We start from the raw sequence: 26,797 nt of genomic DNA, 5'->3' as shown, positions 1-26,797 counted from the left end.
ACACCCGGAGGTGAGGAAGGCGGCATGTCTGCGAAGGGGCTGAAGGTGATCGTCCGCACGATGCGCGACGACAAGCGGGAGAGGATGCCTGGGCTGCTGTCGCAGGCGATGGCGGAGGAGCTGCCGCCCGAGGGAGACGACGCGCGGCTGCAGGGGAAGACTCGGCGTCGGCAGCGCCAGGGAGGCTCTCGCGGAGTGCGCACCCGCCGGGCTGTCGCGTCGACCAACAGGCAGGGGACTTGCGTCCGCGCTCGCAGAGATGGGCGTGGCGGCGCACCAGAGTTTCGCGTCCTCGGGACCGAGGGCACCGCCCGACCTCGTGATGCGCGACCCACTCGACACCTGAGGCGTTCCCTGCCAGGTTCCGTGACATGTCCACCAGGAGACTCCACGGCTACCTCGCGTGACTGCACGAGGCTCGTCGCCCCGACGACCCGATCGTCGAGCAGCTCCCATGCCCTCCACATCGACTGACGTGGAGACAGAGAGTCGCCGCGCCGTACCCGTTCCACCCCGAACTCGCCGTATCAGGGTAGGGTTAACACAGTCCCCTCCATGAGTAATCACAACGTCATGGCGTCTAACGCCATGAACTTCGCGAAATGCGTCAGTAGATCATCTGCGAAAAATACCTCGCATGAGATACCACAAGAACCCGATGCACAGCAGAGGCGGGAGCAGCGCCTCGAACGCATTGATCGCCATGCCCACCATAAGGGGAACGACGAGGACGATGGTGAGCCATATGCCCACGACCAGAAGCAGCGCGCGCCCTATCCTGTTCAAGACGGTTCCCGGGACGAAGAGGTCCCGAAAGAACCGACTGGAGGCATTGTCCCTCACAAACTCCGCAAGCTCGTGCTTAGGCCTTTCGTGCTCAACACGAATGTCGCTGAAAACCAGGTCGTAGTCGGGGTTAGCCGCGCCTTGGCCTGCTATCGGCTGAATAGACGTTCCGCTCTCACGCACTATCTCCTGCGAGGAGACAACGCCAGGTGACGCCTCGGGCGATATCCCCAGCCCAAGTCCCGTCATCAGCCGGTCAACATGATCGGCGTCACTCTCATGACAGTTCTGATCTGCGGCAGACTCGCTCGAGACAAGTGGATGCAAGCTCGAATCAAGCCATTGTGCGGACGTCGCCCCCATCTCATCTTTCGAGCCAGCAACCGACGTCGACCCTTGCTGCTCACGCAGCACAAAGTCCTCGTACCCCCTCCTCAGCCGCTCGTCCTCGTCCTCTTCTATGTGAGCGGTGGGAGCGGAAGACGGCATGGGCGCCTCTTGGGGCAACGCCGCCGACCTGCCGCCATGGAAGGCCCGATAGCCGACAGCCACGAGCTCGTCGAGGGTCCGCGTATCATCCACCGAAGGCGAGCCGCAGTTGGGGCAGAAGCTGACCCGATCGTCAAAGGCGACCTTGCACCTATCGCATCGCTTCACCATGTCAGTTCCATTCGTCTAAGTGATCGACGAGCGCCCGGTCGCCTCCCCAGACGACAAGCGCTCCGCGATCTGTTCCCATGAGGTCCTCTGGCCGCACGTTCTGCTCCTTGACCGTATGCTCGACATACCCCTCGGAGTATGTCCCGAAGAGCTGCCCGTGACCCCTCGAGACACCGGCGTTGCTGTCACGCACCACATGGTCGTATGTGCCAAAGATTGATGAGACGGACTCTGCGACCTGGCTGGTCGTACAGGGAAAGACGACTATCCGGTTCAGCTTAGCAAAGAGCGCGGCCACGTCCTGTTGGTCATGCATGAGTGACAGTGGGTTACTGGAGGCAACGCCCACCGTATAGGAGCACCCGGCATTCTCGCTGATAAGCCGTTGGCGCATATCAGTGCCTGTGACGTCGATGCCCGACAGCACGAGCATGAACGGCACGTGCGAACGAACCAGGTAGTCAAGCTCAGCGTCCAGGTAGTCAAGGGTCCCCACATCTCCCGAGGGAAGGTAGACGCTCGTCACCGCACGCATGGTGGAGAGTGCGACGAGGCTCGTCGTAGGCGTTGGGAGGGACATTCCGGGCTGGGCCAGCGCGGGGCAGAGGGTGCCGCTGAGCCGCTGAGCCAAAGCAGACACCCTGCTATACACATCCATCTGGACGCCCGGCATGGTTATGGACTGCACGAGATCTTGGGATAGCGCCGAGGAAAACGCCTGCAGGACGTTTGTCTGCAGATTGACGACAGGCAGGGAGGAGAATCTCAGAAGCGCGCCGAGGCTGTAGGCATAGCACCCGAAGCGACCGGGACTCATCCTGTAGAGGGTGTCGAGGATCGTGAGGTAGTGGCCGACATGCGTGGCTGCGGAGTGGTCATCCGCAACGCCAAGCGCGCGAAGCACGCCGAAACGATCGAGGCCGTACAGAGGATCATAGCCTCCCGCCTGTCGTTGCGCCGCGCCAGAGGCACCGACCCTCACCATCGGTACTCCCAGCTGGGAGCAGAGGCTCGCGGCGGCAGCCTCGAGCTTGAGGTCCGTATGTAGCAGCACGACACCCATCTTACCAAGGGCCGATCTCATGCCCCTCAGTACGACGGAGGAGCGCTGCGAGGGGTTCCCACAAAATGCCCCAAAGCTGATGAGGCGCCCATCGGGAAATAGGCTCGACAGGTGGCATGTGCGCCTCATGAGAACCCGCCTCACATACGTCGTGTCGCGCATGCTAGCTTCCCTCCTTCCGGAACCGAAACAGGAACGGGTCTGGCTGCGTGGCGAGCCCGACGATGGCCTCCCCGAGCCCAAGGGACCTCACCCTCCAGGGCTCGACGACACTGCTCTCGCGCTCCCTATCGATGGGCTGGCCGTTCGAATCGGGGTATCGGTATGAGATGAGGTTCGCGCCAAAGCGGTCGGAGACATACGACATGGTCTTCGGGTCGACAGAACCAAACGCGATGATCGAGCCGAACCCACCGAGGAGGGTGCGACCCTCCTCGGAACCGTAGGTGGCATCAAGCTGCTCGACGCTCTGGAGCCCCGCGACAACCGAGACCCCCTTGCTCCTCCCGAAGTTAAGGGCGTCCTCAAGATGGTGTATCTGTGGGAGGAGCCTCAGCTCGTCGAGGTAGACAATCGTGTGACCCCTTGCATTCGATCCCAGGGCCTCCTTGAGGGCAAGGTCGAAGAGAAGGCGGTAGACGGGCTGCAGGGACAGGCCCAGCGAGAGGTCATACTCCACGAAGAGGGCCCGTCCGCCCCTGCGCCTCACCAGCCTCCTCACCGACAGGCCGTCAGAGCCTGCGGGAGGACTGGATGCGAAGACGCCTTGGAAGCAGTCACGCAGCATGCTTCTTAGCTCGCTGAGGACGCCCATCCCCTGGTCGTTGGTCCCGTCGCCAAAGTACGTCGTCAGCCCTCGCATGTCATCGTACGTGTTAAACGCCTTAGAGAGCGTGTTGGGGCCTTTATCCAGGAAGCGCACCAGGTTGGCATTGTTGAGCTGCCTTACCCCTGTGGACGGACGCTCCTGCGCCCGCCTCGTAAGGTAGACGAGGGCATTCGCGAAGATGTCGCTGGCGGCGTTGGCAAAGAAGGGCTGCGTCTTCGAGCCCCTCCCCTCGAACAGGGTCCTCGCGATCTCGTGGGCGTTCGACCTGATGTCACGTGCGTCGCGGCCATCGACGAGCACCTCGGCAAAGACGTTCCAGACGGCGCTCATGTCCCTGAAGCGACGGTTGTTGCCCACAAGCTCGTCGCCTCCCCTAAGAAAGCCCCTGTGGGTCACGTAGTCAGCCTTCGTGTCAAACACGATGTAGGACGCCTCACCAGCAACCGAGAGCTTGCGGGCCTGCCTGAACATCAGGTTCATCACGTTCGTCTTGCCCGTACCACTTCCCCCAAGGAGCAGCACGTGCCGGGATGCAGCCACGTCGTTGATGCACATGTGGCTCCTCTCATCACGCGCGTCCTGGAATACGTACCACGGCTCACCCCCCGGATGTCGAAAGCGTCCGTCGTCAAGCGTCGCGCCAAGGAGGACCTGCTGTCTGATTGCCATCAGGATCACATCCCCATCCCCTGGTGCCGATCGTTCTCCCTTGGTCTCTCCCAGGTAAGCGAGCTGTTGTCCCTGCCGGACGACGGCTCGTCCTCCCAGAGCGGAATCGCGTCGTCAACGGTCTGTCGTGCGCCCGGCTGGTACTGGGCCTCGTTGCCCTGCTCCCTGCCCTGTGCCATCTGGCTGTCGAGGACCTGCGCGACCGCACGCTCGCCGGACGTCTGGTAGGAGCGGCTCACCCCATCGCGGTAGTCATTGACCACCGTGTCGACCGCCTGCTGGATATCAGGGTCCTGGTAGTGTTCCTGCGCCTGCCTGAGAGCGTCCTTATAGGTATATGTGGAGTTTACTGCGTAGTAATCCTCTTGGTTGGGGTCCTTGACACCAGTGACCTTCCGCACGTCGGCAAGCGCACGCGATGTCCCACGCTCGCCCGCCTCGAATGCCTCGCGCTCGCAAGGCTGGATGCGATACAAGGAGTACTCAGAGCTGGGCTCTATGTAGGCACTGCCCTGCGAGCGTCCCTCGTCATGCTGGACGCAGTGTTGGTGCTCATGGCAGACCGTATCGTAGATCATCCAGTTGGGTGCCAGGACCGGTATCGGATCCGCTTGCGCCATCCGCTGCTCATCGTAGGCAGGCTTGAAAGCTCCGTCTTGAAGCATGTGGGCGTTCAGGGCGATGATGCCACCCTGCTGATAGCCATATGCCCTATTGGGCATGTCCTCACCGATCACGGTACGCGGAATCGTCCCATCCCTGTCTGCCAGGCGCATCTCCAGCTCCTGGCAGGCCTCGAGCCTTTCCTCGAAACCCATGTCAGGACGCTCCCAATGGCCCGTCGAGAAGACCATGTTCAGCTCCTGGTCAGTGAGGTTCGCGTATCGCGTGCGGGACGGGAAGCCGCTCATCGGGCCATCCCCCGTCGCGTGACAATCGCCCGTGCCCGTTTCGGGTCGCTCAGGGAGATGCTCATGACCTCCAAGGCCTCGAGGTAGGTAGAGCCCATGAGCGCACGCAAGCCGAGCACGGAGAATCCGTTTGCCTCGAAGTCCGTCTCGACTCCATCGCGGACATAAAGGGCAAGCGCGCGCGAGAGGCTGTCATCGATCACAGAAAGCAGGCGATGCGCCTCTACCTCGGCCCCGCCAGCTGCCCAAGAGGGATGTTCCAGAAGCAGGCGACGACTGAGCTCGGATACCGTCACAGAATCATGGGTCATGCTATACCTCCTAGATCCCGCCCCGAGGGGCAACAAAAGGCCAGGTCCAACGACCCCGGCGTGAGTATAGGACGCAGTCAGGCTCTTGTCCGTGATCACCCCTTCGGCTCGAGATCCTCTATGCAACGCGCTATCTCGCGACACTTCTCGAGCTCCCTCCGCACGATCTCGACGAGCACCGGGGCCTTGGCCAGGAGGTCGGCGCAGATCGTCCGCTCGGCCTTGGGGTTTTGGGGCCTCATCACGTCGGAGAGGATGTGCTTCTTGGGGTCGTACGCGCGGTTGGAGTCCATGGCCCGCAGCTCGTCCTGCACCTTGAGCCTGTCGGCGGCAGGCAGCCTCGCCGCCGCATCGTACTTATCTCGGACGCCCCGCATGAAGGTGTCGGCAATGGTACGTATTGTGTACTCGCGTGCCCCCCTGACGACGACGCCCTCACGCAGGGCCTCGTCGAGGACGCCCGCCGCCTCGTCGGCGCGGCGGCGCACCTCGGGGTCGGTACCCTGGCCCATCTTGCTCCTGGGCGTGGGCGAGGGCAGATTCCCCCAGTCGCGGGAAGCCTCGACCTCTGCGGGGTCCGAGACGCCCTCCACGTGCACGGCCCTCTCGTAGAGGTGCCTGCCGGGCGCGGGCGTATAGGCTGCCTCGCAGCGCGCGAGGCCGGCGTAGCCCCACAGGGGGACGCCGAACTTGAGTCTGAGGAAGCTCACGCGGTCGGTCGCGGAGGTCATGCGCACGCTGTAGCCGGCGCCCTGGGCAGCCACATACCCCGCAGCCGCGTTCGCGACCACGGGGAAGCCCTGCGGCACCGTGACGTAGCAGAGGGTGGAACTCACGGGCAGTTTGTACCCCACCGCCGTGTCGAAGAGCACATCGGCCCTGCTGCCCATAGTCTGGAGGAGGTCGCCCTGGACCTTGTTGGCGAGTTTCTGATCGTTGCCGTGAATATTGTACCTGTCCGCCAGGTACTCTTTCAGCGACCTCTGGGACCAGTCACTGAACGTCCCCACGAAGTAGCGCGACACCAGGCGCGCCAGGGGCGCGTCGTCGCCCCCGGGCCCCCAGGCGGCCCTGCCCCCCTCGTCCAGCAATGTGTCGAGCAGTTCTTGGGTGACCTTGCCAACGTCGCATTTCTCTAGCTCCCCGTCGAGCGCGGGGGCGATCTGACTCATCGTGACTATCGGCTGCTCGTAGGCGCCCGCGCCGTCCGCAAAGGCTTTGAGGTAGGACCGGTTCGCGTCGAAGGTGTCGATAAGCCCCTCCATGACCCTCTCGAAGGGGTCGGTGAGCTCGTCCGCGAGGCGCTTGATCTGCGCGGCCAAGCTACCCGCGAGGTTCTCGAGCGCCTCGTACGAGTCCCTCCTGATGCGGCAGAGGGTCAGCTCGCGGGTCGCCTCGACGAAGGCGTCGTACTTCCCCTTCAGGAGAAACGGGATGTTCGGGGCCACGAAGAACTTCCCTCGCGCCCTCGCGAAGTCGTCCCAGATGGGCATTCCCTTCTGCTCCTGGGCCGCCTCGTGATTGCACTCCCTCACCGCCTCGGCCTCGATGCCCCACGCCGCCGCGAGCAGGTCGGTGCCCTTGACGGAGCGCACGAGCGCGGAGGCGTACCAGGGGCCGCGCTCGGGGTCGACCATGGCGTCGAGGACGGCGTTCACCACCTTGGCCATCACGGCCTGGGCCCTGCCGTCGGGGGGCAGCCCGGTCCGGACGTGGCCCGGGACCTCCCTCGAGAGGTCCGCGAGGTTCCGGTCGAGGGCACCTTTCGCGGCGGCCTCGAGGCCCATGTAGTGATCCTCCACGTTCGAGCTCTTCTTCTGCGCGTCGGCCGGCCTCGCGTCGTAGTGGCCGGGGTCGACCTCGACGCCCCTCTGCAGCTCCTCCAGCAAGGCGTCGTGCGTGAGGCCCACGTCCTCCTGGAACTGCCCCACCTCCTGCTGCGTCGGGACCCTGCCGCGCATGCCGAGCCCCTCGAGCCTCTGGAAGAGGCCCGAGGCGAGGTAGGTCATGATCCTGCCGTACGGCACGACGGCGCACGAGGCCCCGAGGACGAGGTAGTCGTAGCAGGCGCCGGCGTCCTGACGGTCTCTCTCCATCGCGCTGAAAATCCTTATCTTACTCAGGAGGATCGTGAGGCTGCCACATATGCCTTCGGGTTTAGCAAGAATGTCCGTCACGTAGTCCGCCACGACGCTCATCGCGTGGTCGTACGCGTCGGGGAGGGACACACCCTTCGACGTCTTCCCGGCCACGAGGTGACAGAGGTCCACGGGCTGCGCCTCACAGCGGACCTCTCCCAGGCCGGGGTAGGCCTGGCGCCAGGCGTCGCCGTTTCTCCCGAAGCCCATGCAGTAGTCCAGCTCCTGCATCGCCGCGTAGCCATTGCTCCCAATGCATCGCCTGACGACGTTGGGGATGTAATCTCTTGCAAAGTTCACGTCGGGCAGGAAGAGGTAGCCCATGAGCATGTTGCCGGCTGCGCCCGCCCTTCTCAGCGCCTCCCGGACGAGGTAGCACGCGTCGAGGAAGGCCCCGGAGCCCGTGCCGCCACCCAGGCCGGAGAAGATGTGTACGTACACCTTGCGTTTGTTGTCGTTCGCATCCTCCATCGCCTCGGTGACCATGTCATGAACTGTCGACACGAACTCGGAGGCCCTCCTCACCAGCAGGAAGCGGCCCACCTGGCGGACGCCACCCGCCCCATCGGTGGCCGTGCCCACCTTATTGAGGTCATCGAACTGGAGCCACTCGCGGTACGCGGGGTCCGCCGCGAGGCCATCGCGGCTCGTCGCAAACAGGGTGGAGAGGCTGTTCGGATACGAGATGTCGAGGAACTCCGTGTCTAGGTCGAGCTCCCCAAAGCCATCCCGTTGCGCCTTTTTCATACCCTTGGCGTCCGAGTCCACTGCCAGGAACTTGATGTGGTCGTAGCGGGGCACCGCGTCACCGGGGTTGTCCGGCCGCAGGCGCTCGTGGACCTTTGCCTTGAGTGTCCGCAGGCAGTCGATGCCCGTGCCCCCGAGGCCGATGGCAAGGACGGCGGAGTCGTCCTGAGCGCATTGCAACGCCTCGTCTACGATACCACCCCCAGCGGAGAGCAAGAGGTTCTCATACATGGCCAACTCCTAGATCCTCCCCCACCGGCGTGGGGGACAACGTGGGCTGAGGTGTCGAAGCTGCGGCAGGCGGTATCCGATCGGAGATCCCGCTCCTCAACCAAGGTCCTCTATGCAGTTCGCTATCTCGCGACACTTCTCGAGCTCCCTCCGCACGATCTCGACGAGCACCGGAGCCTTGGCCAGGAAGTCGGCGCAGATCGTCCTCTCGGCCTTGGGGTTCTGGGGTCTCATCATGTCGGAGAGGACGTGCTTCTTGGGGTCATACGCACGGTTGGCATCCATGGCCCGCAGCTCGTCCTGCACCTTGAGCCTGTCGTCGGCCGGCAGCCCCTTCGCCGCCGCATCGTACTTATCTCGGACGCCCCGCATGAAGCCGTCCGAGATGGTGCGTATTGTGTACTCGCCTATCCCCCTGACGACGATGCCCTCACGCAGGGCCTCGTCGAGGACGCCCGCCGCCTCGTCGGCGCGGCGGCGCACCTCGGGGTCGGTGCCCTGGCCCATCTTGCTCCTGGGCGTGGGCGAGGGCAGCTCTCTCCAGTCGCGGGACGCCTCGACCTCGGCGGGATCCGAGACGCCCTCCACGCACACGGCCCTCTCGTAGAGGTGCCTGCCGGGCGCGGGCTCGTAGCCGGCCTCGCAGCGCGCGAGGCCGGCGTAGCCCCACAGGGAGACGCCGAACTTGAGCCTGAGGAAGCTCACGCGGTCGGTCGCGGAGGTCATGCGCACGCTGTAGCCGGCGCCCTGGGCAGCCACATACCCCGCAGCCGCGTTCGCGACCACGGGGGAGCCCTGCGGCACCGTGACGCAGCAGAGGGCGGGGCCGTCGTCCGGCAGGTCGTACCTCCAGCCGGTGTCGAAGAGCACCTCGGCCCGCCTGTCCATCTTCTTCAGGAGGTCGTCCTGCACCCGCTTGGCGAGCAGCTTCGGGTCATTGCGTATGCCGTACCTGTCCTCCAGGTAGCCCTCCAGCGACCTCAGAGGTCCCCTGAACGTCCCCGCAAAGTAGCGCGAGACCAGGCGCGCCAAGGGCGCGTCGTCGCCCCCGGGCCCCCAGGCGGCCCTGCCCCCCTCGCCCAGCAGGGCGTCGAGCAGCCCTTGGGTGACCTTGCCGACGTCACATTTCTTGATTTCCCCGTCGAGCACGGGGGCGATCTGACCCATCGTGACTATCGGCTGCTCGTAGGTGCTCGCGCCGTCCACAAAGGCTTTGAGGTAGGACCAGTTCGCGCCGAAGGTGTCGATAAGCCCCTCCATGACCCTCTCGAAGGGGTCGGTGAGCTCGTCCGCGAGGTCGGTGAGCTGCCTCCCCAGCATCCCTGCGAGCTTCGCGAGCGCCTCGTACGAGTCCCTCCTGATGTGGCAGAAGGTCAGCACGCGGATCGCCTCGACGAAGGCGTCGTACTTCCCCTTCAGAAAGGGTGGGAACGAGCAGCTAAAGAACTCATCTCGCGCCCTGGCGAAGTCGTCCCAGATGGGCATTCCCTCCTCATCCTGGGCCGCCTCGTGGTCGCGCCTCCGCTCCGCCTCGGCCCGAATGCCCCAGGCCGCCGCGAGCAGGTCGGTGCCCTTGGCGGAGCGCACGAGCGCTGAGGCGTACCAGGGGCCGCGCTCGGGGTCAACCATGGCGTCGAGGACGGCGTTCACCACCTTGGCCATCACGGCCTGGGCCCTGCCGTCGGTGGGCAGCTTGGTCCGGACGTGGCCCGGGACGCCCCTCGAGAGGTCCGCGAGGTTCCGGCCGAGGGCGCCCCTCGCAGCGGCCTCGAGCTTCATGTAGTGATCCTCCACGTTCGGGCTTTTCTTTTGCGCACCGGCCGGCATCGCGTTGTAGTGGCCGGGGTCGACCCCAACGCCCCTCCGCAGCTCCCGCAGCAGGGCGTCATGCGTGAGGCCCACGTCCTCTTGGAACCGCTCCACCTCCTCCTCCGTCGGGACCCTGCCGCGCATGCCGAGCCCCTCGGGCCTCTGGAAGAGGCCCGAGGCGAGGTAGGTCATGATCCTGCCGTACGGCACGACGGCGCACGAGGCCCCCAAGACGAGGTAGTCGTAGCAGGCGCCGGCGTCCTGCATACCCCTCATAGAGCTCCTGATGGTCTCCACATTACTGAGGAGAGACTCAAGGCTGTACGAAGGACTCGCAGGCCTGACGAGCGTGTCAGTCACGCAGTCCGCCACGACGCTTATCGCGTGGCCGTACGCGTCGGGGAGGGGCACGCCCTGCGACGTCTTCCCGCCCACGAGGTGACAGAAATCTACGGGCTGCGCCTCACAGCGGACCTCTCCCAGGCCGGGGTAGGCCTGGCGCCAGGCGTCGCCGTTTCTCCCGAAGCCCATGCAGTAGTCCAGCTCCTGCATCGCCGCGTAGCCGTTGTGCCCTATGTACTTCCTCACATTGGGGGGGATGGCTGTGTTGGCGAGGTTCACGTCGGGCAGGAAGAGGTAGCCCATGAGCATGCAGTCTTGGACGCCCGCCCTTCTCAGCGCCTCCCGGACGAGGTAGCACGCGTCGAGGAAGGCCCCGGAGCCCGTGCCGCCACCCAGGCCGGAGAAGATGTGTACGTACACCTTGCGTTTGTTGTCGTTCGCATCCTCCATCGCCTCGGTGACCATGTCATGAACTGTCGACACGAACTCGGAGGCCCTCCTCACCAGCAGGAAGCGGCCCACCTGGCGGACGCCACCCGCCCCATCGGTGGCCGTGCCCACCATATTGAGGTCATCGAACTGGAGCCACTCGCGGTACGCGGGGTCCCTCGCTAGATTGACTCGATTTCTCCCAAATACCCCCGAGAGATTGTTCGCGCACGAGACATCAAAGAACTCCGTGCCCATATCAAGCTTGTAGGGAGCATGCCCGGACGAATCTGCCACCTTCTTCATGCCCACGGCGTCCGAGTCCACTGCCAGGAACTTGATGTGGTCGTAGCGGGGCACCGCGTCACCGGGGTTGTCCGGCCGCAGGCGCTCATAAACCCTCTTCTTAAGGGTTCGCAGGCAGTCGATGCCCGTGCCCCCGAGGCCGATGGCGAGGGCGGCAAAATCGTCCTGAGCGCACTGCCACACCTCGTCTGTGATCCCGCCCCAAAAGGAATGAAATGAGTTCTTGGGCATGGCCAACCTCCCTAGGATTACCAATCGTAATTGAGCTTTACACTGAAACTGCGATCAGGAACCGGAACCTTGAAAACCATGCCGCTGTGATGTCCGGATGAGTCATTGACATTCCTAAAATCTATGTGAGCAAACTGACCCCTTATCTTTCCGGGCACTGAGAAATCCAAGTCCTTTACCTTGATGCAGTCATAGAAGATCGGAGAAGAGCCTTTCTTGGGCATCTCCCCAATCCAGAGCGCAAATTCCTTACAAGCTCTTGCTCTCTCAACAGTGAACAATGTCACCTTCATTATTCCGAACGCATTGACAGTGTCTACCTGTCCATCGGGTTTGATGAGACTCGGGCAGTTCTCGATATGAGAAATGGGGCTCATCGAAATATGGCCGCTGTCATCGCAGTCAAAGGACATGACGAGTATCAGATGCTGCCTCTTAAAAAGATCAGATAAACCCATGCCTTAACCTCCCAACTTTCCGTCTCTCCTGCTCATGTCCACCGAGGCAGCCTCGCCAACAGGGCAGGCTCCAAGGACGTGCGGCGACAAATCGCGACTCCTCAGCTTGCCGCCGCCGTGCCACCGCTATCAAAGCGATCGAACATCTCGTCGCGCAGGTCATCAGGTATCGCCTCCCAGTTCTCCCTGAATACCTCCTCACCCGCGAAGCCGTCCCTCCCACCAACCTGGTTTGAGTCATCGGTCGAGTCGAAGATGAAAACCGCGTTCTTCTGGTATTGGTCTATCCACCTGAGATGATCCTCCCCGCTCGTGTTTGGCACGGTCAGCGCGCTGGGACCATAGAAGGGTAGCCTGCCCACCAGCAGGCGAAACGCCATGGCCCACATGACGAAGTCATCCGTCCGCGAGAGGATCGCACTGGGCTGCTCCCCATGGTCTACGGCCTCCCGTATCGGTCCGTAGGAGACGGGATCGATGTAGTCGAACATGAGGCTCTCCCTCGCGCCCTTGCTTACGGCAATCGGCGAGGGGGACTCGGCATCGCCGTCAGGCAGGTAACGCGTCGCCATGCTGAAGCCGAACCTCACCTCCTTCGCCTTGGGGTCGTAGAAGATGTTCGAGCTGTCATAGCAGCCGTAGCAATAGCCACAGGAACGAAGCTGCCCCCAAGCCTCCACCAGCGATCGTGCCAGCGCGATGCGCAGGTCGCGATGGTCGGCGATCTCCTGGCCGAACTCGAGGGGCGGGCGACCATCGTCCAGGTTCACCATCAGCTCCGAGAGCGGGCGGAGTCGTCCGGCGTCAGACGCGAGTGGAAAGACGAGGAAGCTCCGCTCCCTGTCGGTCGTCATTGCCACGTCGACGGGCCAGTCGAAGTGGGACCGCAGCGGGTGCTCCGGCACGCCGCGCAGCCACCAGTCCGAGCGCTCCTTGGGGTAGATGATGATGCTGTTCCAGTGCTGCAGGATCTCGCGTCGCTCCCTGCGCATGGGTGTCATGCCCTCCCCTGGTGAGACACGCGGGATGTGAAACAGGGAGTCTATCGGGACGAGGAAGAGACGTTCTTTGGCAAGGGGCGCCCCGATCTGCGCGGGATGACCGGCTCGCGGCACGGCATCCACGAGCCGACGCTCGCCGCCAGGAGAGGCGACCGTCTTGCCACGTGTGACGTAGGCAAGGTGTGGCGCATACATCACGCTGATAAGGCTGTCTTTGCCGGTATCGAGGCCAGCGGTCATCTCATCGTTTCCCATCTCGGCTACCCTGCTTCCTCGAACCTTTGATCGAATGGCTCCCGGAAGAGCCGACACGGTCAGACGACCCTCCCGTTGCCCCCTGCACCTCTGTTGGCTTTATGAGCCCGTTGAGCCTGCGTGCGGTCAGGTCCTCACCCTCTGGGGGCTCGAAGCCCCGTGTCCCGATATCTTCGCGATGAGGCTCGCGATCTCCTCTTCCCCCGAACCCAAACAAGCGCGCAAGAGTGCCAGGTCCCGCGTTGGCCGGGACATCGCGCCCCTCACGCCGCGCCCCGTGCCTCAAGACGGGTTCCGCATGCCTTGGTTTCCGAGACCTTCGAGACTCCCTCTCGTGGGAGCGCAGCGCGCGGGCGACGTCTTTCGCATGCTTGGAGACGGGCGATCGTCGCTGCCTGGACATGCGCTTGCATTGCTCCAGCAAGCATTTACGCTCCCCGTCCTCCCGCAGTACCCTCGAGTGGTCCAGCATGGCCCTAAGTGCAGCGGGGTCGTCTGGAAGCATGCCGCTCTCGAGCATGTACGCATACGCCTTCGCATTGTCGCCGGGGTCACAGACGGCCTGGACGTCAGATCCTCGGGGAGATGTCGAGGACACCTGCGGCGCCTTCGCGCCTTCACTAGGGTTACAGATGGCCTGGGCTACCCGGCACAAGGTGTCAAAGTCTTGCGGATGCGCTCCCGCGCGTGCCCACTTCCTCAGGTACGCGGCAAGGCGCTCCCTAAGGGCCTCGCTCTTCTCGCCCTCCAGCCTCTCGAGCGCCCTCTCAAGCACCCGGTATGATCTCGCGAGAAGCTCGTACTGGGTTCTAATAATGTATTGACCAACTCGAGACGCAAGCAGTGCTGCAAGGTACTCCTGCTGTCCTTTGCAGACATCCTCTTGGTTCACTACGCTGTTCTTGTACGTCTTCCACCTGAAGTTGAAGGCCTTGAAGCTGAAGCTGCGCCAGTATGCCACGGCAACCGCGCCTCGTATGCGGGCCTTTGCGTCCTCAGATAGCTCGACCTGGGAGAAGAGCGCCTTTATGGCCTTGTCCAGCTCGACCGGGTCGCCGTCTGGCACCACCCGGGCCACCGCATGCGCCTCGCAGAGCGCGGCGACGCGCTCGTCGATGCACGAGTCCTCGAGTATGGCCGTCTCGTCATGAAACGACCTGATGTCATCTAGCGAAGGTCCGCCCGGCCCCTGCAGCTTATCAGCAAGCCTCTCATAATAGCGTATCAAGACGTCTTTCGACGCGGGCCTGCCTGCTAGGGCAAAGCGCAGCCTCAGGAACTCGGCCGTCGAGCGAGACGCAGCGTCCGGGTACTCCTGTGCCAGATAGGCGGCACCCTCCTCTGGGGTCTTGCCTGCGAACCTCACAGAGGTGTCATAGTCAAAGCGCGCATCCTCGAGCGAGTCGAGCTTGGAGTCCTCAGCCTCCCTCGCCACCTCATCATACACCCAGTCATCCAAGGCCACGCTATGCTCGACGACGTCTCGCAGGGCACCGGACACAAGCCCGTCCCGCTCGGCACGGCGCGATGCGTCCTCGGACTTCGGCAGGCCCATGGAGCATAGGAGCCGCCTCACGATCGACTCTGGATCGAGTGGGCGCTCATAGGACTCAAGGCGCTCGATGACGCCACTCTTCACAAGCCTATCGTACGCCGCCTCGTACGCGAAAACGGAGGCCTCGTTGGGATCGCAGAAGGTCTGGACCTCGTCCTCGAGCGCCCCGAGGTATCGAGAGAGCTCCCCCTCGCTGACCTCCGTCCTCAGGACGTGCGCGGCAAACGCGGGAAGCCGTCTTTCGGGACCTGCGACGCTGGTCTCGCGCGGTTTGCCCCCTCGCATCGCGCCTCTGGCCAGGTCGAAGCCGCGACCCTGGTCGTCCTTGGAAAACACGACGTCAACGGGCAGCCCTCCATTGGTCTGAAACGTGCTGAACGAGACCCGCCCGCGCAACCCATAGGGAATGGACTGGTAGATGCAGGTAAGGACTGCGTGGATCGTCCGAGGCTCACAGTCGCACAGGATCCGAAACGGCCTGCCCAACCTTCCGTCAAGGCCGAGCGCCTCACACACGCACAAAAGGAGACTCCCATGGCCCGTAAGGTCCAGACCGCACGTCTCTCGCGCCAAAGCGAGGCCCATCGGCTCGGCAAGGGACACCCGCAGCCTCTCGGGCAGGGTATCTTCCAGGGTGTGCCCAAAGCTCGTGCGCCTCACACGAAGGGCCAGCTGCGGGTCCCGCTCGAACTCGTCGCGCCCAAACACGAGGCCGTGGGAAAAGGACGAGGGGCGCCCCAGCTCATCAGCCACCCCATAGGTGACCATCGTAAGAAACACGAGCTCGCCCTCCGAGCGAAGCTCGAGCACCTGAGGCAGCTGCCCCTCCTCGGAAGGGACGTCTGCCGAGGTATTGGCGTTTCCCGATTGCAGGCGCGGATACACCGACCTCGCGAGCGCCGAGACGCCCGGCGAGACGTTCAGCACCTGCCAACCAGAGCCTACGCCTTGACAACCTACCCGCGCGTAACAAAGTTGTTGGTAGTCCACCTGTCAGACACCTCCGCTCACCATGCCGTCGGCTACGCCCCACGCCCACGCGAGATACGACTGAAAAGTCCCGCGAAAAAGCCTCTGGATCCACCGGAGCGATTCGTGTTACAGCACAGACTCTCGCACCACTCTGCAGAGCGAGGGTTGAGCCTTTTGCACTTGCGACAGCGCCATTCGCCTTTTTTGTTCACCCCACACTTGGGGCAGAAGGTCACGGTGTCGCTACACCACTTATTGCAGGACGGGCATCTCCATCCCTTGGGCTCATTGATTTTTCCCTCAACGGCCACAGCTGGCCTTCCGCTGCCGTCAATCGAGAGTATCGTTAATATCCAGAGGATGGGTTCTATGATGCGCTTGGGCACTGGCTGCTTGCTTGGTACCTGATAGACAGTGCCACTCGACTCAGACTTTTTCTCGAGTGGCACGCCAATTGACTCGATCATGAAGTAGTTATAGCATTCGTAGCCATTGTTAAGTTTTGTCCCCAGTTCGTTTGCTCCAGATTTGAGCAAGTTTACGAAGCTATCAATGTACGTTTGCCAGTGGTTGTAGTCAGCCGCGTTAAACACCAAGGCACCGGAGCCTGGTATTGGAGCACCTCGCATGCCCGATAGGCTCTCACCCTCGGCGATATACTGACAAGCCGAATCCATGCCATTTAGCGGTTTATCAGCCTGCGAGATGCAGACAGCTAGGGGTATATTCTTGAGAGCATCAGGATTCAGGCCTTGATTAAAAAGATTGTAAATAACCGTTAGCGCTGTGGCAGGGTTCAAGGGTTCATCATTGCCCTTGGATTCTTCATCGTCCTTGGCGATAGCATCCCTATTCATACCAGTAAACTGCACCGGATTAATTAGGAGGATAAGCGCATCAGAATGTAGAATAAATCTACCAAACTTCTGTGCTTGGGCCGCAAGCTTTTCTCCCTCTTTCTCCTCTAGGTTCTCGCCCCCAATATCGTAAAACACAAACGTCTGCGTGTGCTGCTTTCCATCTGGATCCGAAAACGTGAAGTCAAAGCAAAGTGGTTGCAGCAGTCGCTTGGGGTTAGTACTATCCGGTAACTTTTCCCCCATCACGACCTTGTTTTTATTCATATAATCATTTGCGTATTGACTTGTTGGCATCACCGAGACGCCGTAGGCTCCTAACTGAGCTGGCATGAACCTGCATAGTTGCGAAAGGTACACTGTCTTCCCTGCGCCCGTTATGCCAATGAACGATATGAATTTGACGGGTTTGCGCCCGTAAGCCCCCGGTAGTAAGTTATGACAGTGAGGACAGACCCGCTCCCTGGTCACTTTACCAAAGCTATCTCGCGCCCCAATCACCATGCCGTCCACATCACGTACAAGTACGGTGCGCGGGGGATCAGCCTGAGGATCCTCCTTGATGAACGCATTCTTATGGCCGGGGTCACAAGGATCATACACACGGTGAAAGTACGGAGGCACCTCATCAGACTCCCCATACTCGGTTGTTCCTCCATACTCGCTCCAAAAGTCCTCATATTTCTGGTCCTTCTGAGGCTCAAAGAGCGGGTTATCCTCTCGTACCTCCATACGAAAGTGGACTTGCCAATCCTTGAACGTCTTGAAGCAAAATGGGCAGGTAATATTTTTGCCTGCATCCTTGTCTCCCATAGCGATCCCCTTCGACCCACTTACGCCGACTGGCAGCCTATGCCTATAAGTCAGCAGTTACTTCGACCACATAGCCTTTCTTGCTGCTCTTTATCTTGGGAGGCTCCTGCCCTGGCGAGGCACGGACCAAGAGCTTCGCCCCTACCATTTTTGACACGATGGGGTAGCAAAATGACTTACCAGACGAGCCAATGGGAGAAAACTCGTACTGCAGACCCCAATCCTCACCATCAGATAGCTTGCCGTCATACTCGATGCTTACGCTATAACCAAGGAAGACGTCTTTGCTGCAAAAGGGGAGCCAATGCCGCTGTCTTTCCCATTGCTTCTTGATACACACTTTCACCGTACCGGGCACGTCACACTGAGTGACTGCAAAAGAATCGGGCTCGTAGACAGTCAGCATGTCACTTTCACTCTCATAGACACAGCCAAAGATGGCATAGTGCGCATGGGAATTTGAATAGCTGTAGGCATTAATACCGCCCATCATAGGGTTGAAGCGTAGCAGGACGATGCTGCGCCCGTCAGACAATTTGACGGGTCCATCAGGACCATTTACAAGACTGGCACCCCGGATTTGCAACTGCCTCACGATAGCGTCATCGATGTTTATGGGTTCACCATAGGCACCGCGCACCATCAAAGTCCAGTCAATGCCAGCGGAGTCCCATGTAAGAGAGCCTGAGGATTGCTGCATATTGCCCACGTAATGCTGGTTTGAGCTCGGTAAGATCCTAACCTTCATGGCGCTCCCTACCCTCGAAGATGCTGGGTATCCAGCGCGTAGAACCACAGCGAGCTAGCGCTGTCCCGCCGACCGATGTTCAAGAAAACGCGACTTGTGCCGTTGGGGATGGCGCGCTTATTCAAATACGAGTAAAGCTTGCCAGATGAGCTGGCCCGATCAATGCCCACCGCGTTAGTGTCAACGTGCAGGAGATAGGCTTCGACCTGCTGGCTAGAAAGTGGAAATATTGAGCGGTAGGCGACTTGACCAGAGATGTTCTTAACAAGATCAGCCCCGATGACAGTTTGCGCAGCAGCCTGGGCCTTACCGTCTGCCATACGCAGCGTAAGTTCATCCATAAACCCGAGACTGAATATGTTCTGTCTATCGATCGCATAGGAAAAGAGATTTTTCAGTCCTTTTGTACGAATAGCCTCGATCATCGTCTTCCGATCACCATCAGAGGTAAAAACAAGTTGCTGCACTTCTTGCAGCCCTCCAGATATGCAGAAGGAATTTACTATCTTCCCATAGAAGTTATCAAGATTGGGATCCACCTTACTCGTGGCAAGCGACACATCACTCTTCAGCGCATTGAATTCACGCTCAACCTGCCCAGCCTTATCATAGAGCTCGCTAATGATTTCCAAGACGCATCTGTGCGCCCTCTCCGCTACCCTTTGGCGCAACTTACGATCTATGGCATCGTGGACTTTAAGCCGCTTGGGATCATATGCCCGCGCCCCAACAAAGGCCTTCTCTATATACTGTTCCCATGCCGATTTGCTGAGACTGAGCAGCTGGGGTGCGGTGAGGGTCGACGTCACACGTTCCCGCATCAGCTTATCGATACCGTTGGAGCCATCCGACAGCACCCTATCGATCTGGCGAAGATGGTTGTTCTCAACAAAAGCAGAGAGACATCCGCTTGTCTTGTCATCTGCCTCCCCATAGGATAACTTGCCCATATCAGGCGTATTCGTGAGCGGTGCAGATTCAATTGATAGGGGTAGGCCATCCTCAAAGCCTCTAAATGTATTCTTCTCAATTTCATCAATTTGCTCATTAAGATAATCAGTAAATTGAAAATATCCATTCTCATTGCACCCAAGTGCCTGTAAAACACTTAGCTCATTAAGAGGCACGCCTTTCATTGCGGTAAAGCTCGCATCAAGCTGCCTCACCACATGCAACAAGGAAACAGTTGCGATGTCACCACAGGGTTTCTCTACCTGTTTGAGCGCTACAGTCACCGCCGGATGGACCCGGGTGGAGAACAGCAGACGCCTCAGACTTGACACAGCGTTGAAATTTGGTGTGGTAGCGTCATACTGGGAATTTGTCAGCATTATCACGTCAGCCAACACATTCCAATCGCCATGCTCCCAAGCGACCTGCTCATCGAATAGCCCGTTAAACTGCTTGTTCCAGCTCTGGTTGCCATACAGGAGAACACCCTCGTAAAGGTGCCCATTCGCTGGCCCAAGCTCTTCACCCTCGTAGATTTCGGCCAGCTTCTGGGTAATCGATGAGGCATTGGCATCTCCCACAGAATTGTTCAATAACACAATGAGCAGGGTCTTGAGTGTCACGCCATCGAGAAGATCCTGTATGCTCTCTATGCATGCATACCAATCATGAAAGTCCTCAGGCCCCATGCCTCGTGTATCGACAACACAAAAGGTATAGAGTACAGTCGAGTCATTGAAGAAATTGCTGTTTTTAGCACCCTGTACGTTCATGACAGTTCGTTGGAATGCCTTCACATCCGCATCACTGCTCGTTTGCATGTCCTTCAGTGCATGCCTACCTGACAAGTCTGGGTTTAAGATGGTGTAGAAGGGAATGATGCTCGCAACAATTCCCCATTCGCTTTGTAAAGCCTCGAGTATGCCGTTGTGAAATGAGGACGTACTTTCTCCGTAATAGAGGACGCACGCAGGATACTCCACTCCCACGTACTTCTTCATCCCATCATTGCCTTTTGAGTGCAAGGTGGCGGCGGCATCACTTATCAGTTTTGAGATATCATCCTTCTTCATGGCAACTCTTCGAGCCCTTCAAAGACCCTCCGGCACCTGCCAATCCATGATCAGACACCGGAGGGTAAGATTAGTTTGTATTTGGTTTTGCACCGGGAATCAGATACGCCAACCTAAAGGTAGTTAACTGTTTTGTGAGATCAGTGAGCAAATTCGTCACCTCACCAACCTCACGAGGGAACATTGCCGTCGCAATTGCGATGAGATTAGGACCGCGATCGAGCTCCCTCTGCACGGCGTCGCAGGCCCCCTGGACACTGGCAGGGATCTGGTTGGCTGTCAGGATGCTCTGCGTCTGCGCCTCGATCGCTTTGCGCATGGCTGGCACAAGCACCGACTTGTCCTTGAAGCTCAGTAATGCCTGGTAGAGCGGGATGGTTCCATGGCCGAATGTCCTATCTGAAAGGACAATCGGTCCATTGAGCCCACCGCTCACGTACTGGACGACGGGATTGGAGAACTCGATGACCCCGGTGAACAGGGCATTGCGGAAGCTCTCGAGGTCATGGTCCACCTTTGGCTGGAGATCCTCGATGTAGCCCGCTATCTCGCGACACTTCTCGAGCTCCTCCCGCACGATCTCGACGAGCACCGGGGCCTTGGCCAGGAGGTCGGCGCAGATCGTCCTCTCGGCCTTGATGTTCTGGGGTCTCATCATGTCGGAAAGGAGATGCACATTGGGATCGTACACACGATTGGAGTCCATGGCCTGTAGCTCGTTCTGCACCTTGAGCCTGTCGACGATTGGCAGTCCCTTCGCCGCATCATGCTTTGTGCGGATGCCCCCCATGAACTCATCGGTCAAAGTTCGGATGTAGTAGCCCTTTTTGTGAGGGACAATCACGTCAGCGGCGAGCGCCTCGTTAAGCTTTTCCACCCATATGTCAGAATTCGAGAGACTCAGCGGAACGGGCGAGGGCAGATTCCCCCAGTCGCGGGACGCCTCGACCTCTGCGGAGTCCGAGACGCCATCCACGTACACCGCCCTCTCGTAGAGGTGCCTGCCGGGCGCGGGCTGGTAGCCGGCCTCGCAGCGCGCGAGGGCACCATAGCCCCACAGGGGGACGCCGATCTTGAGCCGAAGGAAGCTCACGCGGTCGGCCGCGGAGGTCTCGCGCTTCTTGAATCCGGTGCCCCTTGCCTTCACAAAGCCATCGGCCGCATTCACGACCACGGGGGAGGTCTGCGGCACCGTGACGTAGCAGAGGGCGGAGCCATCGTCCGGCAGGTCGTACCTCCCGTCGGTGTCGAAGAGTACCTCGGCTCGCTTGTCCATATTCTTCAGGAGGTCGTCCTGCACCTGCTTGGCGAGCAGCTTCGGGTTGTTGTGTATGCCGTATTTGTCCTCAAGGTACTTTGTCAGCGACCTCTGGGACCAGTCCTTGAACGTCTCCGCGAAGTAGTCTGAGACCCGGTATATCAGGATGGATCTGTCGCCGCCCGGCCCCAAAGCAGCCCTGCCCCTCTTGTCCAGCAATGTGTCGAGCAGTTCTTGGGTAACCTTGCCAACGTCGCAACTCTCTAGCTCCCCGTCGAGCACGGGGGCGATCTGACTCATCGTGACGACGGGCTGCTCGTAGGTGCTCGCGCCGTCCGCAAAGTGTTTGAGGTAAGACCAGCTCTCGTCGAAGATATCGATGAGCTCCCCCATGGCATCCTCGAAGGGGCCGGTGAGCTCGTCCGCGAGGCGCTTGATCTGCGCGGCCAAGCTACCTGCGAGGTTCTCGAGCGCCTCGTACGAGTCCCTCCTGATGCGGCAGCGGGTCAGCTCGCAGGTCTTTTCGACGAAGGCGTCGTACCTCTTCTTCAGTCGGAACGAGCAGTTAAAGAACTCATCTCGCGCCCTGACGAAGTCGTCCAAGATGGGCATTCCCTCCTCATCCTGGGCCTCCTCCTGCACACGCTCCCTCTCCGCTTTAGCCTCGATGCCCCGGGCCGCCGCGAGCAGGTCGGTGACCTTGGCGGATCTCAAGAGCGCGGAGGCGTACCAGGGGCCGCGCTCGGGGTCAACCATGGCGTCGAGGACGGCGTTCACCACCTTGGCCATCACGGCCTGGGCCCTGCCGTCGGTGGGCAGCCCGCTCCGGACGTGGCCCGGGACATCCCTCGAGAGGTCAGAGAGGTTCTGGGCGAGGGCACCTTTCGCGGCGGCCTCGAGCTTCATGTAGTGATCCTCCACGTTCGGGCTCTTCTTCTGCGCGTCGGCCGGCCTCGCGCCGTAGTAGTCGGGGTCGACCCCGACGCCCCTCTGCAGCTCCCGCAGCAGGGCGTCGTGCGTGAGGCCAACGCCCTCCTGGAACCGCTCCACCTCCTGCTGCGTCGGGACCCTGCCGCGCATGCCGAGCCCCTCGAGCCTCTGGAAGAAGCCCGAGACGAGGTAGGTCATGATCCTGCCGTACGGCACGACGGCGCACGAGGCCCCGAGGACGAGATAGTCGTAGCAGGCGCCGGCGTCCTGCTCGTTCCTCTCCGCATCCCTGATGGTTTGCACATTACTGAGATGAGATTTAAGACTGAACGCAACTTGTGCAGGCTTGGCAAGGAAGTCCATCACGTAGTCCGCCACGACACTCATCGCATGCTTGTACATCTTGGGAAGGGGCACACCCTTCGACGTCTTCCCGGCCACGAGGTGACAGAGGTCCACGGGCGGCGTCTCCCAGCGGACATCTCCCACGCGGGGGTAGGTCTGGTGCCAGACGTCACCGTTTCTCCCGAAGCCCATGCAGTAGTCCAGCTCCTGCATCGCAGCGTAGCCGTTGTGCTCTATGTACGTCCTCACGTTAGTGGGGATAGCTTTGTCGGCGAGGTTCACGTCGGGCAGGAAGAGGTAGCCCATGACACTGTTGCCATTAGCGCCCGCCCTTCTCAATGCCTCCCGGACGAGGTAGCACGCGTCGAGGAAGGTCCCGGAGCCCGTACCGCCACTTAGACCGGAGAAGACGTGCACGTACACCTTGCGTTTGTTGCCGTTCGCATCCTCCATCGCCTCGGTGACCATGTCACGAACTGTCGACACGAACTCGGAGGCCCTTCTCACCAGCAGGTAGCGACCTATCTGGCGGACGCCACCCGCACCATCGGTGGCCGTGCCCACCTTATTGATGTCATCGAACTGGAGCCACTCACGGTACGCGGGGTCCTTCGCTAGATTGACTCGATTTTTCCCAAATATCTCTGAGAGATTGTCCGCGCAAGAGACATCAAAGAACTCCGTGTCCATATTAAGCTTGTAGGGAGCATACACAGACGAATCTGCCGCCTTCCCCATGCCATCAGCGTCCGAGTCCACTGCCAGGAACTTAATGTGCTCGTAGCTGGGTACCACTTCGCCGGGATTGTCCGACTGTAAGCGCTCATAAACCCTCTTCTTAAGGGTTCGCAGGCAGTCCACCCCCGTACCCCCAAGGCCGATGGCGAGAACGGCAGAGTCATCTTGGATGAACCGTTGTCCCCCATCAACAACTTCATCGCTGTTACCATCAACAACTTTACCGACGTTGTTTCCAGAATCCTGCCCACTCATATACTTCTCCCCTCGTCTTAGAAGCGTCTAGCTCACCTTGAACGACTCAGCTCACTCTTAAACCGAACAACCACGCCCTTCTGTCCCTTCTCGTCCACGGCGATCGGGACTTCGTAGCCGTTGCCACCTACACGCACCTTCCTCTGCATGTGCCCGCCGCTGTACACCGGTACCTTAGAGACAAAGGTCACGTAGTCCTTGCCCGACGCCTGGAAGTACGCCTGCGGGTCTATGCCATAGGTCTCGACCCCAAACAAAGCGAGCTTGATGCGCCCGCGGCTCCCCTCCAGGCTCGTCTCCTTCTGGTACTCGGAGCTCTCGTTGTCCATGGGGCGCACGTAGCAAGTACCGTAGAAGCGCTTGTTCAGGAGGATCCGCAGCAGGACGCCCGCCACCACAAGGGCAAGCAGAATGGCCCCGAGGATGACAACACAGGTGATGAGGCCTATGTTGACGGTCTTCACGTGCACGTCGAACGTGCACGACGCCCCGTCCGAGTCGGTCGCGCGAACTGTGAACGACCCCTCGGGAAGGCTGTAGCCGCTGAGGACCAGCTTGGAGCCGTCGATTTTGTACTCGTCGGGCATGAAGGCGCTCGACTCGACCTCATAGGAGAGCTCGCCGTCCTCCGTGTCGGTCGCGCCAGGCGTGAGGTCTATGGTCGCGGTGTTGTCGATGAAGGGCCAGAGGTTGACGGTCGCCTGTATGGTCTCGCCGGGCACAGGTGCGCTGTTTCCCACGTTGAGGCTCAGCGTCTGGGTGGAAAGCTCATAGCCCTCGCCCGAGGCCGTCGCATGCACCGCAAAGCTGCCCCTATCTGGGAAGGGAACCGTCAGGGCAAAGCCGCCCTCGCCAGCCGTGAGCGCCAGTGCCTGCTTTGAGCCGCCTGCTCCCTCGATCACAAGCTCACCGGAGAAGCTCCCGTAGACCTCGGGCTTGACGGGTCTTCCGGACTCGAGGATGGTCGCCGTGAAGTCCACGCTGTCACCAGCAGAGAGCTTGCTGCCGCTGGCGCTCGACTCGAGCCGGACGGAGACATCGGTGTTGCGGACGATATCGACGCGAACATGGTCCTTGGGCACCCCGCGTACGGTGTAGCGCCAGGTACCTGCCAAAGGTTCTCTCACCTTCACCGCCGTGAGCGCCTCCGTCGAGAACGTCGAGCCAGCTAGCTGGTCGCGCGTGACGCTCGTGCCATCGGGCCTCGTGAACGAGTAGTCCGTCGGTGTCCCCGTTATGAGGACGTTTGCCTCCTCCACGCCGATGCTCGCGACGTCGAAGGCGCCACTGACGATGCCGGAGTCTGGTATGACGACGTCGCTGCCTTGGTCGGCCTTGGCCGAGAACACGAGCGAGTAGTACAGGTCGTAGACACCCTGGAGGTCCGAGGCACTGGTGACCTCGCGAAACTCCCCACCCGTCGCCGAGGCGACCTGCCTCAGCTCGTTGGAGTCGGCCTCACCGTTCGCGTTGAGGCTGACCGTGTAGATCTTGTAGCCCGCGCCGCGCGCCGCCTCTATGGCCTGGGCCTTAGTCTGGAGGGAGGCCTGGCGCGCCTCGTCGCTGGGCATGTCCGTGTTGCCGTCAGAGAGGAGCAGGATGATCGAGGGTATGCTAGCGTCCCTCTGGCCGTCGAGCATACCGACGGCAGCCCTAAGCCCCTCGCCTATGTTCGTCCAATTCTCGAGCGCGACCGTGTCCATCCTCTGCACGAACTCCTGGCGCAACTGGACGCTCGTCAGGTCCCTGAGGTCGGACTGCAGGGGGATTCCCTCGCCAAAGGCGACGGCACCTACCCGGTTCCCCTCCTGGGCAAGCAGCGCCACGAAGCGGGCGATCGCCGCGCCTCGCAGGTTGTCCGGATCGGTCCGGCTCATGGAACCGCTCTCGTCGGTCACTATCACCACGTTGTAGCGATTCGTAAGGTCACCTTTAAGATCCGACCCTGCCGCGTAGGCCACGCTCGCGCGCAAGAGCGACAGCAAACAGAGCGTCGTCGCGCAGAGCAGCAGGGCCGTCGCACGAAGTGCGCGGGCAAAGCCTCGGGCTCGTCGCCTGTCCCCCATGCCACACCCCCGTAACATCAAACCTACCAGATACATTCCAGCAATCCTGTGTACCAGTACAAGACTTTCCTAGTTTAAGGAGTCTTGTTGCTAAATGGAACTCATAGCAGCTGTGAGGTGTATATCTGAATGAGCTTCGCTCATGACTGCCGGCGCTGCGTACACGATCGCGGCGATGACTGCAGGTCCCCAGCCTACTCGATGTCGAGCTTCACGGCATTCTTCACCATGCCCAGCACCTCATGTCCCGCGAGAAAGAACGGGGCCGCACACGCCCCGAGGTAGGCGTTCTGCGAGATCACAATCAGGCCTGCCGTGATGCAGGCGTACTGCCCGATGGCCATAAACATCTTGAAGGCAAGCGTGATGTTGGGATACTTGAACCTGGGCCCCTCGCTGCCTTGGAGTACCCGTGCGTGCAAAATGCGTTTGACAAAGACGAAGCCAAGACCAAATGCGGGAATCACCGCAACGATGACCCCAATCACCCCAAAGAGGGGCAACACCTCCTTGGGAGAAGAGAAGATAAGGCCGATGATGGTGCTGATGAGCACCGTGACGAACGAGTTCGCGAGTGTCGCTAGCAGCACCCAGCCGATCCAGCCCCTCAGGCTCCGGCGGGGCCTGTCGTTGCGAAGGTCGTATTCATGCTCCTCCTCGAGGGAGTCCCTGATGGGAACCTCCGGGGCAAGGGCCCGCACGAAAGCCACGCAGATCGCCTGGAGCGTGCCCACAACCACGTCGAGCGGGGAGACGGGAGTGCCGCGGGCAAGCATCCCCTTGATGAGTTTTCCGGCAGGCCACTTCTCCAGCCCCACGTCCGCAAACCGCACTATGTCGATACCCATGGAGATGGACATGGCGTCCACCAGCATCAGGATGACGTAGGGCACCAGCACGAGCACGAACACCACGAGGATGAGGCGCAGCACGAGGGAACCGGAGCTGCCTCCCGTCTTGAATCCCCTTAAAATAATCTTATAGATCATGAACAAGAACACGAGGATGATGACGACTCCCCACAGTCCCATGGCTCCCCTTCCCATACCGATTCCCAAGG

Annotated in this window: 17 protein-coding genes; 1 reads left to right on the top strand and 16 read right to left on the bottom strand. The window is 60.8% G+C overall.

What is annotated here, in order from left to right:
* Positions 1–24: 24 nt before the first annotated feature.
* Positions 25–474 (top strand): hypothetical protein, encoded by a 450-nt coding sequence (locus ADJ70_RS04305; protein ID WP_050343820.1) that lies wholly within the window; start codon positions 25–27, stop codon positions 472–474.
* 141 nt (positions 475–615) lie between these two features.
* Here ADJ70_RS04305 and ADJ70_RS04300 read toward each other — a convergent pair whose 3' ends face one another.
* The 16 genes from ADJ70_RS04300 to ADJ70_RS04225 all read right to left on the bottom strand — a co-directional run bounded on the left by ADJ70_RS04300 (position 616) and on the right by ADJ70_RS04225 (position 26,768).
* Positions 616–1,446, bottom strand: coding sequence for a hypothetical protein (locus tag ADJ70_RS04300; protein WP_050343818.1), 831 nt, complete (start codon positions 1,444–1,446; stop codon positions 616–618).
* A gap of 1 nt (position 1,447) precedes the next feature.
* Positions 1,448–2,671 carry a hypothetical protein gene (locus ADJ70_RS04295; RefSeq protein WP_050343816.1) on the bottom strand — a complete coding sequence of 408 codons (1,224 nt, stop codon included), beginning with the start codon at positions 2,669–2,671 and terminating at the stop codon, positions 1,448–1,450.
* Between the two features lies 1 nt (position 2,672).
* Positions 2,673–4,007: a type IV secretory system conjugative DNA transfer family protein gene (locus ADJ70_RS04290; protein ID WP_157051393.1), complete on the bottom strand. Its 1,335-nt coding sequence runs from the start codon at positions 4,005–4,007 to the stop codon at positions 2,673–2,675.
* Positions 4,008–4,012: 5 nt separating this feature from the next.
* Positions 4,013–4,918, bottom strand: coding sequence for a hypothetical protein (locus ADJ70_RS04285; RefSeq protein ID WP_050343813.1), 906 nt, complete (start codon positions 4,916–4,918; stop codon positions 4,013–4,015).
* Entirely contained in the window at positions 4,915–5,229 is a 315-nt protein-coding gene (locus ADJ70_RS04280; RefSeq protein WP_050343811.1) for a hypothetical protein, read from the bottom strand. Before ADJ70_RS04280 ends, ADJ70_RS04285 begins: the two co-directional genes overlap by 4 nt.
* Positions 5,230–5,324: 95 nt before the next feature.
* Complete coding sequence (locus ADJ70_RS04275; RefSeq protein ID WP_050343809.1) at positions 5,325–8,345, bottom strand: tubulin-like doman-containing protein; 3,021 nt, start codon at positions 8,343–8,345, stop codon at positions 5,325–5,327.
* A 96-nt stretch (positions 8,346–8,441) separates the two neighbouring features.
* On the bottom strand, positions 8,442–11,462 hold the full coding sequence (locus ADJ70_RS04270; RefSeq protein ID WP_050343806.1) for a tubulin-like doman-containing protein: 3,021 nt from the start codon (positions 11,460–11,462) through the stop codon (positions 8,442–8,444).
* Positions 11,463–11,479: 17 nt separating this feature from the next.
* Entirely contained in the window at positions 11,480–11,920 is a 441-nt protein-coding gene (locus ADJ70_RS04265; protein ID WP_050343805.1) for a hypothetical protein, read from the bottom strand.
* 101 nt (positions 11,921–12,021) lie between these two features.
* On the bottom strand, positions 12,022–13,176 hold the full coding sequence (locus ADJ70_RS04260) for a hypothetical protein (protein ID WP_050343803.1): 1,155 nt from the start codon (positions 13,174–13,176) through the stop codon (positions 12,022–12,024).
* Positions 13,163–15,721: a hypothetical protein gene (locus tag ADJ70_RS04255; RefSeq protein WP_157051392.1), complete on the bottom strand. Its 2,559-nt coding sequence runs from the start codon at positions 15,719–15,721 to the stop codon at positions 13,163–13,165. Before ADJ70_RS04255 ends, ADJ70_RS04260 begins: the two co-directional genes overlap by 14 nt.
* 32 nt (positions 15,722–15,753) lie before the next feature.
* Positions 15,754–17,373: a hypothetical protein gene (locus ADJ70_RS04250; RefSeq protein WP_050343798.1), complete on the bottom strand. Its 1,620-nt coding sequence runs from the start codon at positions 17,371–17,373 to the stop codon at positions 15,754–15,756.
* 43 nt (positions 17,374–17,416) lie between these two features.
* The gene (locus ADJ70_RS04245; protein ID WP_050343796.1) at positions 17,417–18,121 is read right to left on the bottom strand and encodes a hypothetical protein; all 705 of its coding nucleotides are present in this window, start codon (positions 18,119–18,121) and stop codon (positions 17,417–17,419) included.
* Between the two features lie 8 nt (positions 18,122–18,129).
* Positions 18,130–20,145, bottom strand: a complete 2,016-nt coding sequence (locus ADJ70_RS04240; RefSeq protein ID WP_050343795.1) for a hypothetical protein — start codon at positions 20,143–20,145, stop codon at positions 18,130–18,132.
* A gap of 70 nt (positions 20,146–20,215) precedes the next feature.
* Entirely contained in the window at positions 20,216–23,671 is a 3,456-nt protein-coding gene (locus ADJ70_RS04235) for a tubulin-like doman-containing protein (RefSeq protein ID WP_050343793.1), read from the bottom strand.
* 32 nt (positions 23,672–23,703) lie between these two features.
* Positions 23,704–25,737: a VWA domain-containing protein gene (locus ADJ70_RS04230; protein ID WP_050343791.1), complete on the bottom strand. Its 2,034-nt coding sequence runs from the start codon at positions 25,735–25,737 to the stop codon at positions 23,704–23,706.
* Between the two features lie 194 nt (positions 25,738–25,931).
* A complete protein-coding gene (locus ADJ70_RS04225; RefSeq protein ID WP_050343789.1) occupies positions 25,932–26,768 on the bottom strand; it encodes a hypothetical protein in 837 nt (278 codons plus the stop codon).
* Between the last annotated feature and the right edge of the window lie 29 nt (positions 26,769–26,797).

The organism is Olsenella sp. oral taxon 807, from assembly GCF_001189515.2.
Taxonomy (GTDB): domain Bacteria; phylum Actinomycetota; class Coriobacteriia; order Coriobacteriales; family Atopobiaceae; genus Olsenella_F.
This window is presented reverse-complemented; position numbering and strand designations above follow the sequence as displayed.

What these genes read in the sequence shown, in the direction of transcription:
- ADJ70_RS04305 (WP_050343820.1), top strand. Translation starts at nt 25, where the DNA reads ATGTCTGCGAAGGGGCTGAAGGTGATCGTCCGCACGATGCGCGACGAC.
- ADJ70_RS04300 (WP_050343818.1), bottom strand. Translation starts at nt 1,446, where the DNA reads ATGGTGAAGCGATGCGATAGGTGCAAGGTCGCCTTTGACGATCGGGTC.
- ADJ70_RS04295 (WP_050343816.1), bottom strand. Translation starts at nt 2,671, where the DNA reads ATGCGCGACACGACGTATGTGAGGCGGGTTCTCATGAGGCGCACATGC.
- ADJ70_RS04290 (WP_157051393.1), bottom strand. Translation starts at nt 4,007, where the DNA reads ATGGCAATCAGACAGCAGGTCCTCCTTGGCGCGACGCTTGACGACGGA.
- ADJ70_RS04285 (WP_050343813.1), bottom strand. Translation starts at nt 4,918, where the DNA reads ATGAGCGGCTTCCCGTCCCGCACGCGATACGCGAACCTCACTGACCAG.
- ADJ70_RS04280 (WP_050343811.1), bottom strand. Translation starts at nt 5,229, where the DNA reads ATGACCCATGATTCTGTGACGGTATCCGAGCTCAGTCGTCGCCTGCTT.
- ADJ70_RS04275 (WP_050343809.1), bottom strand. Translation starts at nt 8,345, where the DNA reads ATGTATGAGAACCTCTTGCTCTCCGCTGGGGGTGGTATCGTAGACGAG.
- ADJ70_RS04270 (WP_050343806.1), bottom strand. Translation starts at nt 11,462, where the DNA reads ATGCCCAAGAACTCATTTCATTCCTTTTGGGGCGGGATCACAGACGAG.
- ADJ70_RS04265 (WP_050343805.1), bottom strand. Translation starts at nt 11,920, where the DNA reads ATGGGTTTATCTGATCTTTTTAAGAGGCAGCATCTGATACTCGTCATG.
- ADJ70_RS04260 (WP_050343803.1), bottom strand. Translation starts at nt 13,176, where the DNA reads ATGGGAAACGATGAGATGACCGCTGGCCTCGATACCGGCAAAGACAGC.
- ADJ70_RS04250 (WP_050343798.1), bottom strand. Translation starts at nt 17,373, where the DNA reads ATGGGAGACAAGGATGCAGGCAAAAATATTACCTGCCCATTTTGCTTC.
- ADJ70_RS04245 (WP_050343796.1), bottom strand. Translation starts at nt 18,121, where the DNA reads ATGAAGGTTAGGATCTTACCGAGCTCAAACCAGCATTACGTGGGCAAT.
- ADJ70_RS04240 (WP_050343795.1), bottom strand. Translation starts at nt 20,145, where the DNA reads ATGAAGAAGGATGATATCTCAAAACTGATAAGTGATGCCGCCGCCACC.
- ADJ70_RS04235 (WP_050343793.1), bottom strand. Translation starts at nt 23,671, where the DNA reads ATGAGTGGGCAGGATTCTGGAAACAACGTCGGTAAAGTTGTTGATGGT.
- ADJ70_RS04230 (WP_050343791.1), bottom strand. Translation starts at nt 25,737, where the DNA reads ATGGGGGACAGGCGACGAGCCCGAGGCTTTGCCCGCGCACTTCGTGCG.
- ADJ70_RS04225 (WP_050343789.1), bottom strand. Translation starts at nt 26,768, where the DNA reads ATGGGACTGTGGGGAGTCGTCATCATCCTCGTGTTCTTGTTCATGATC.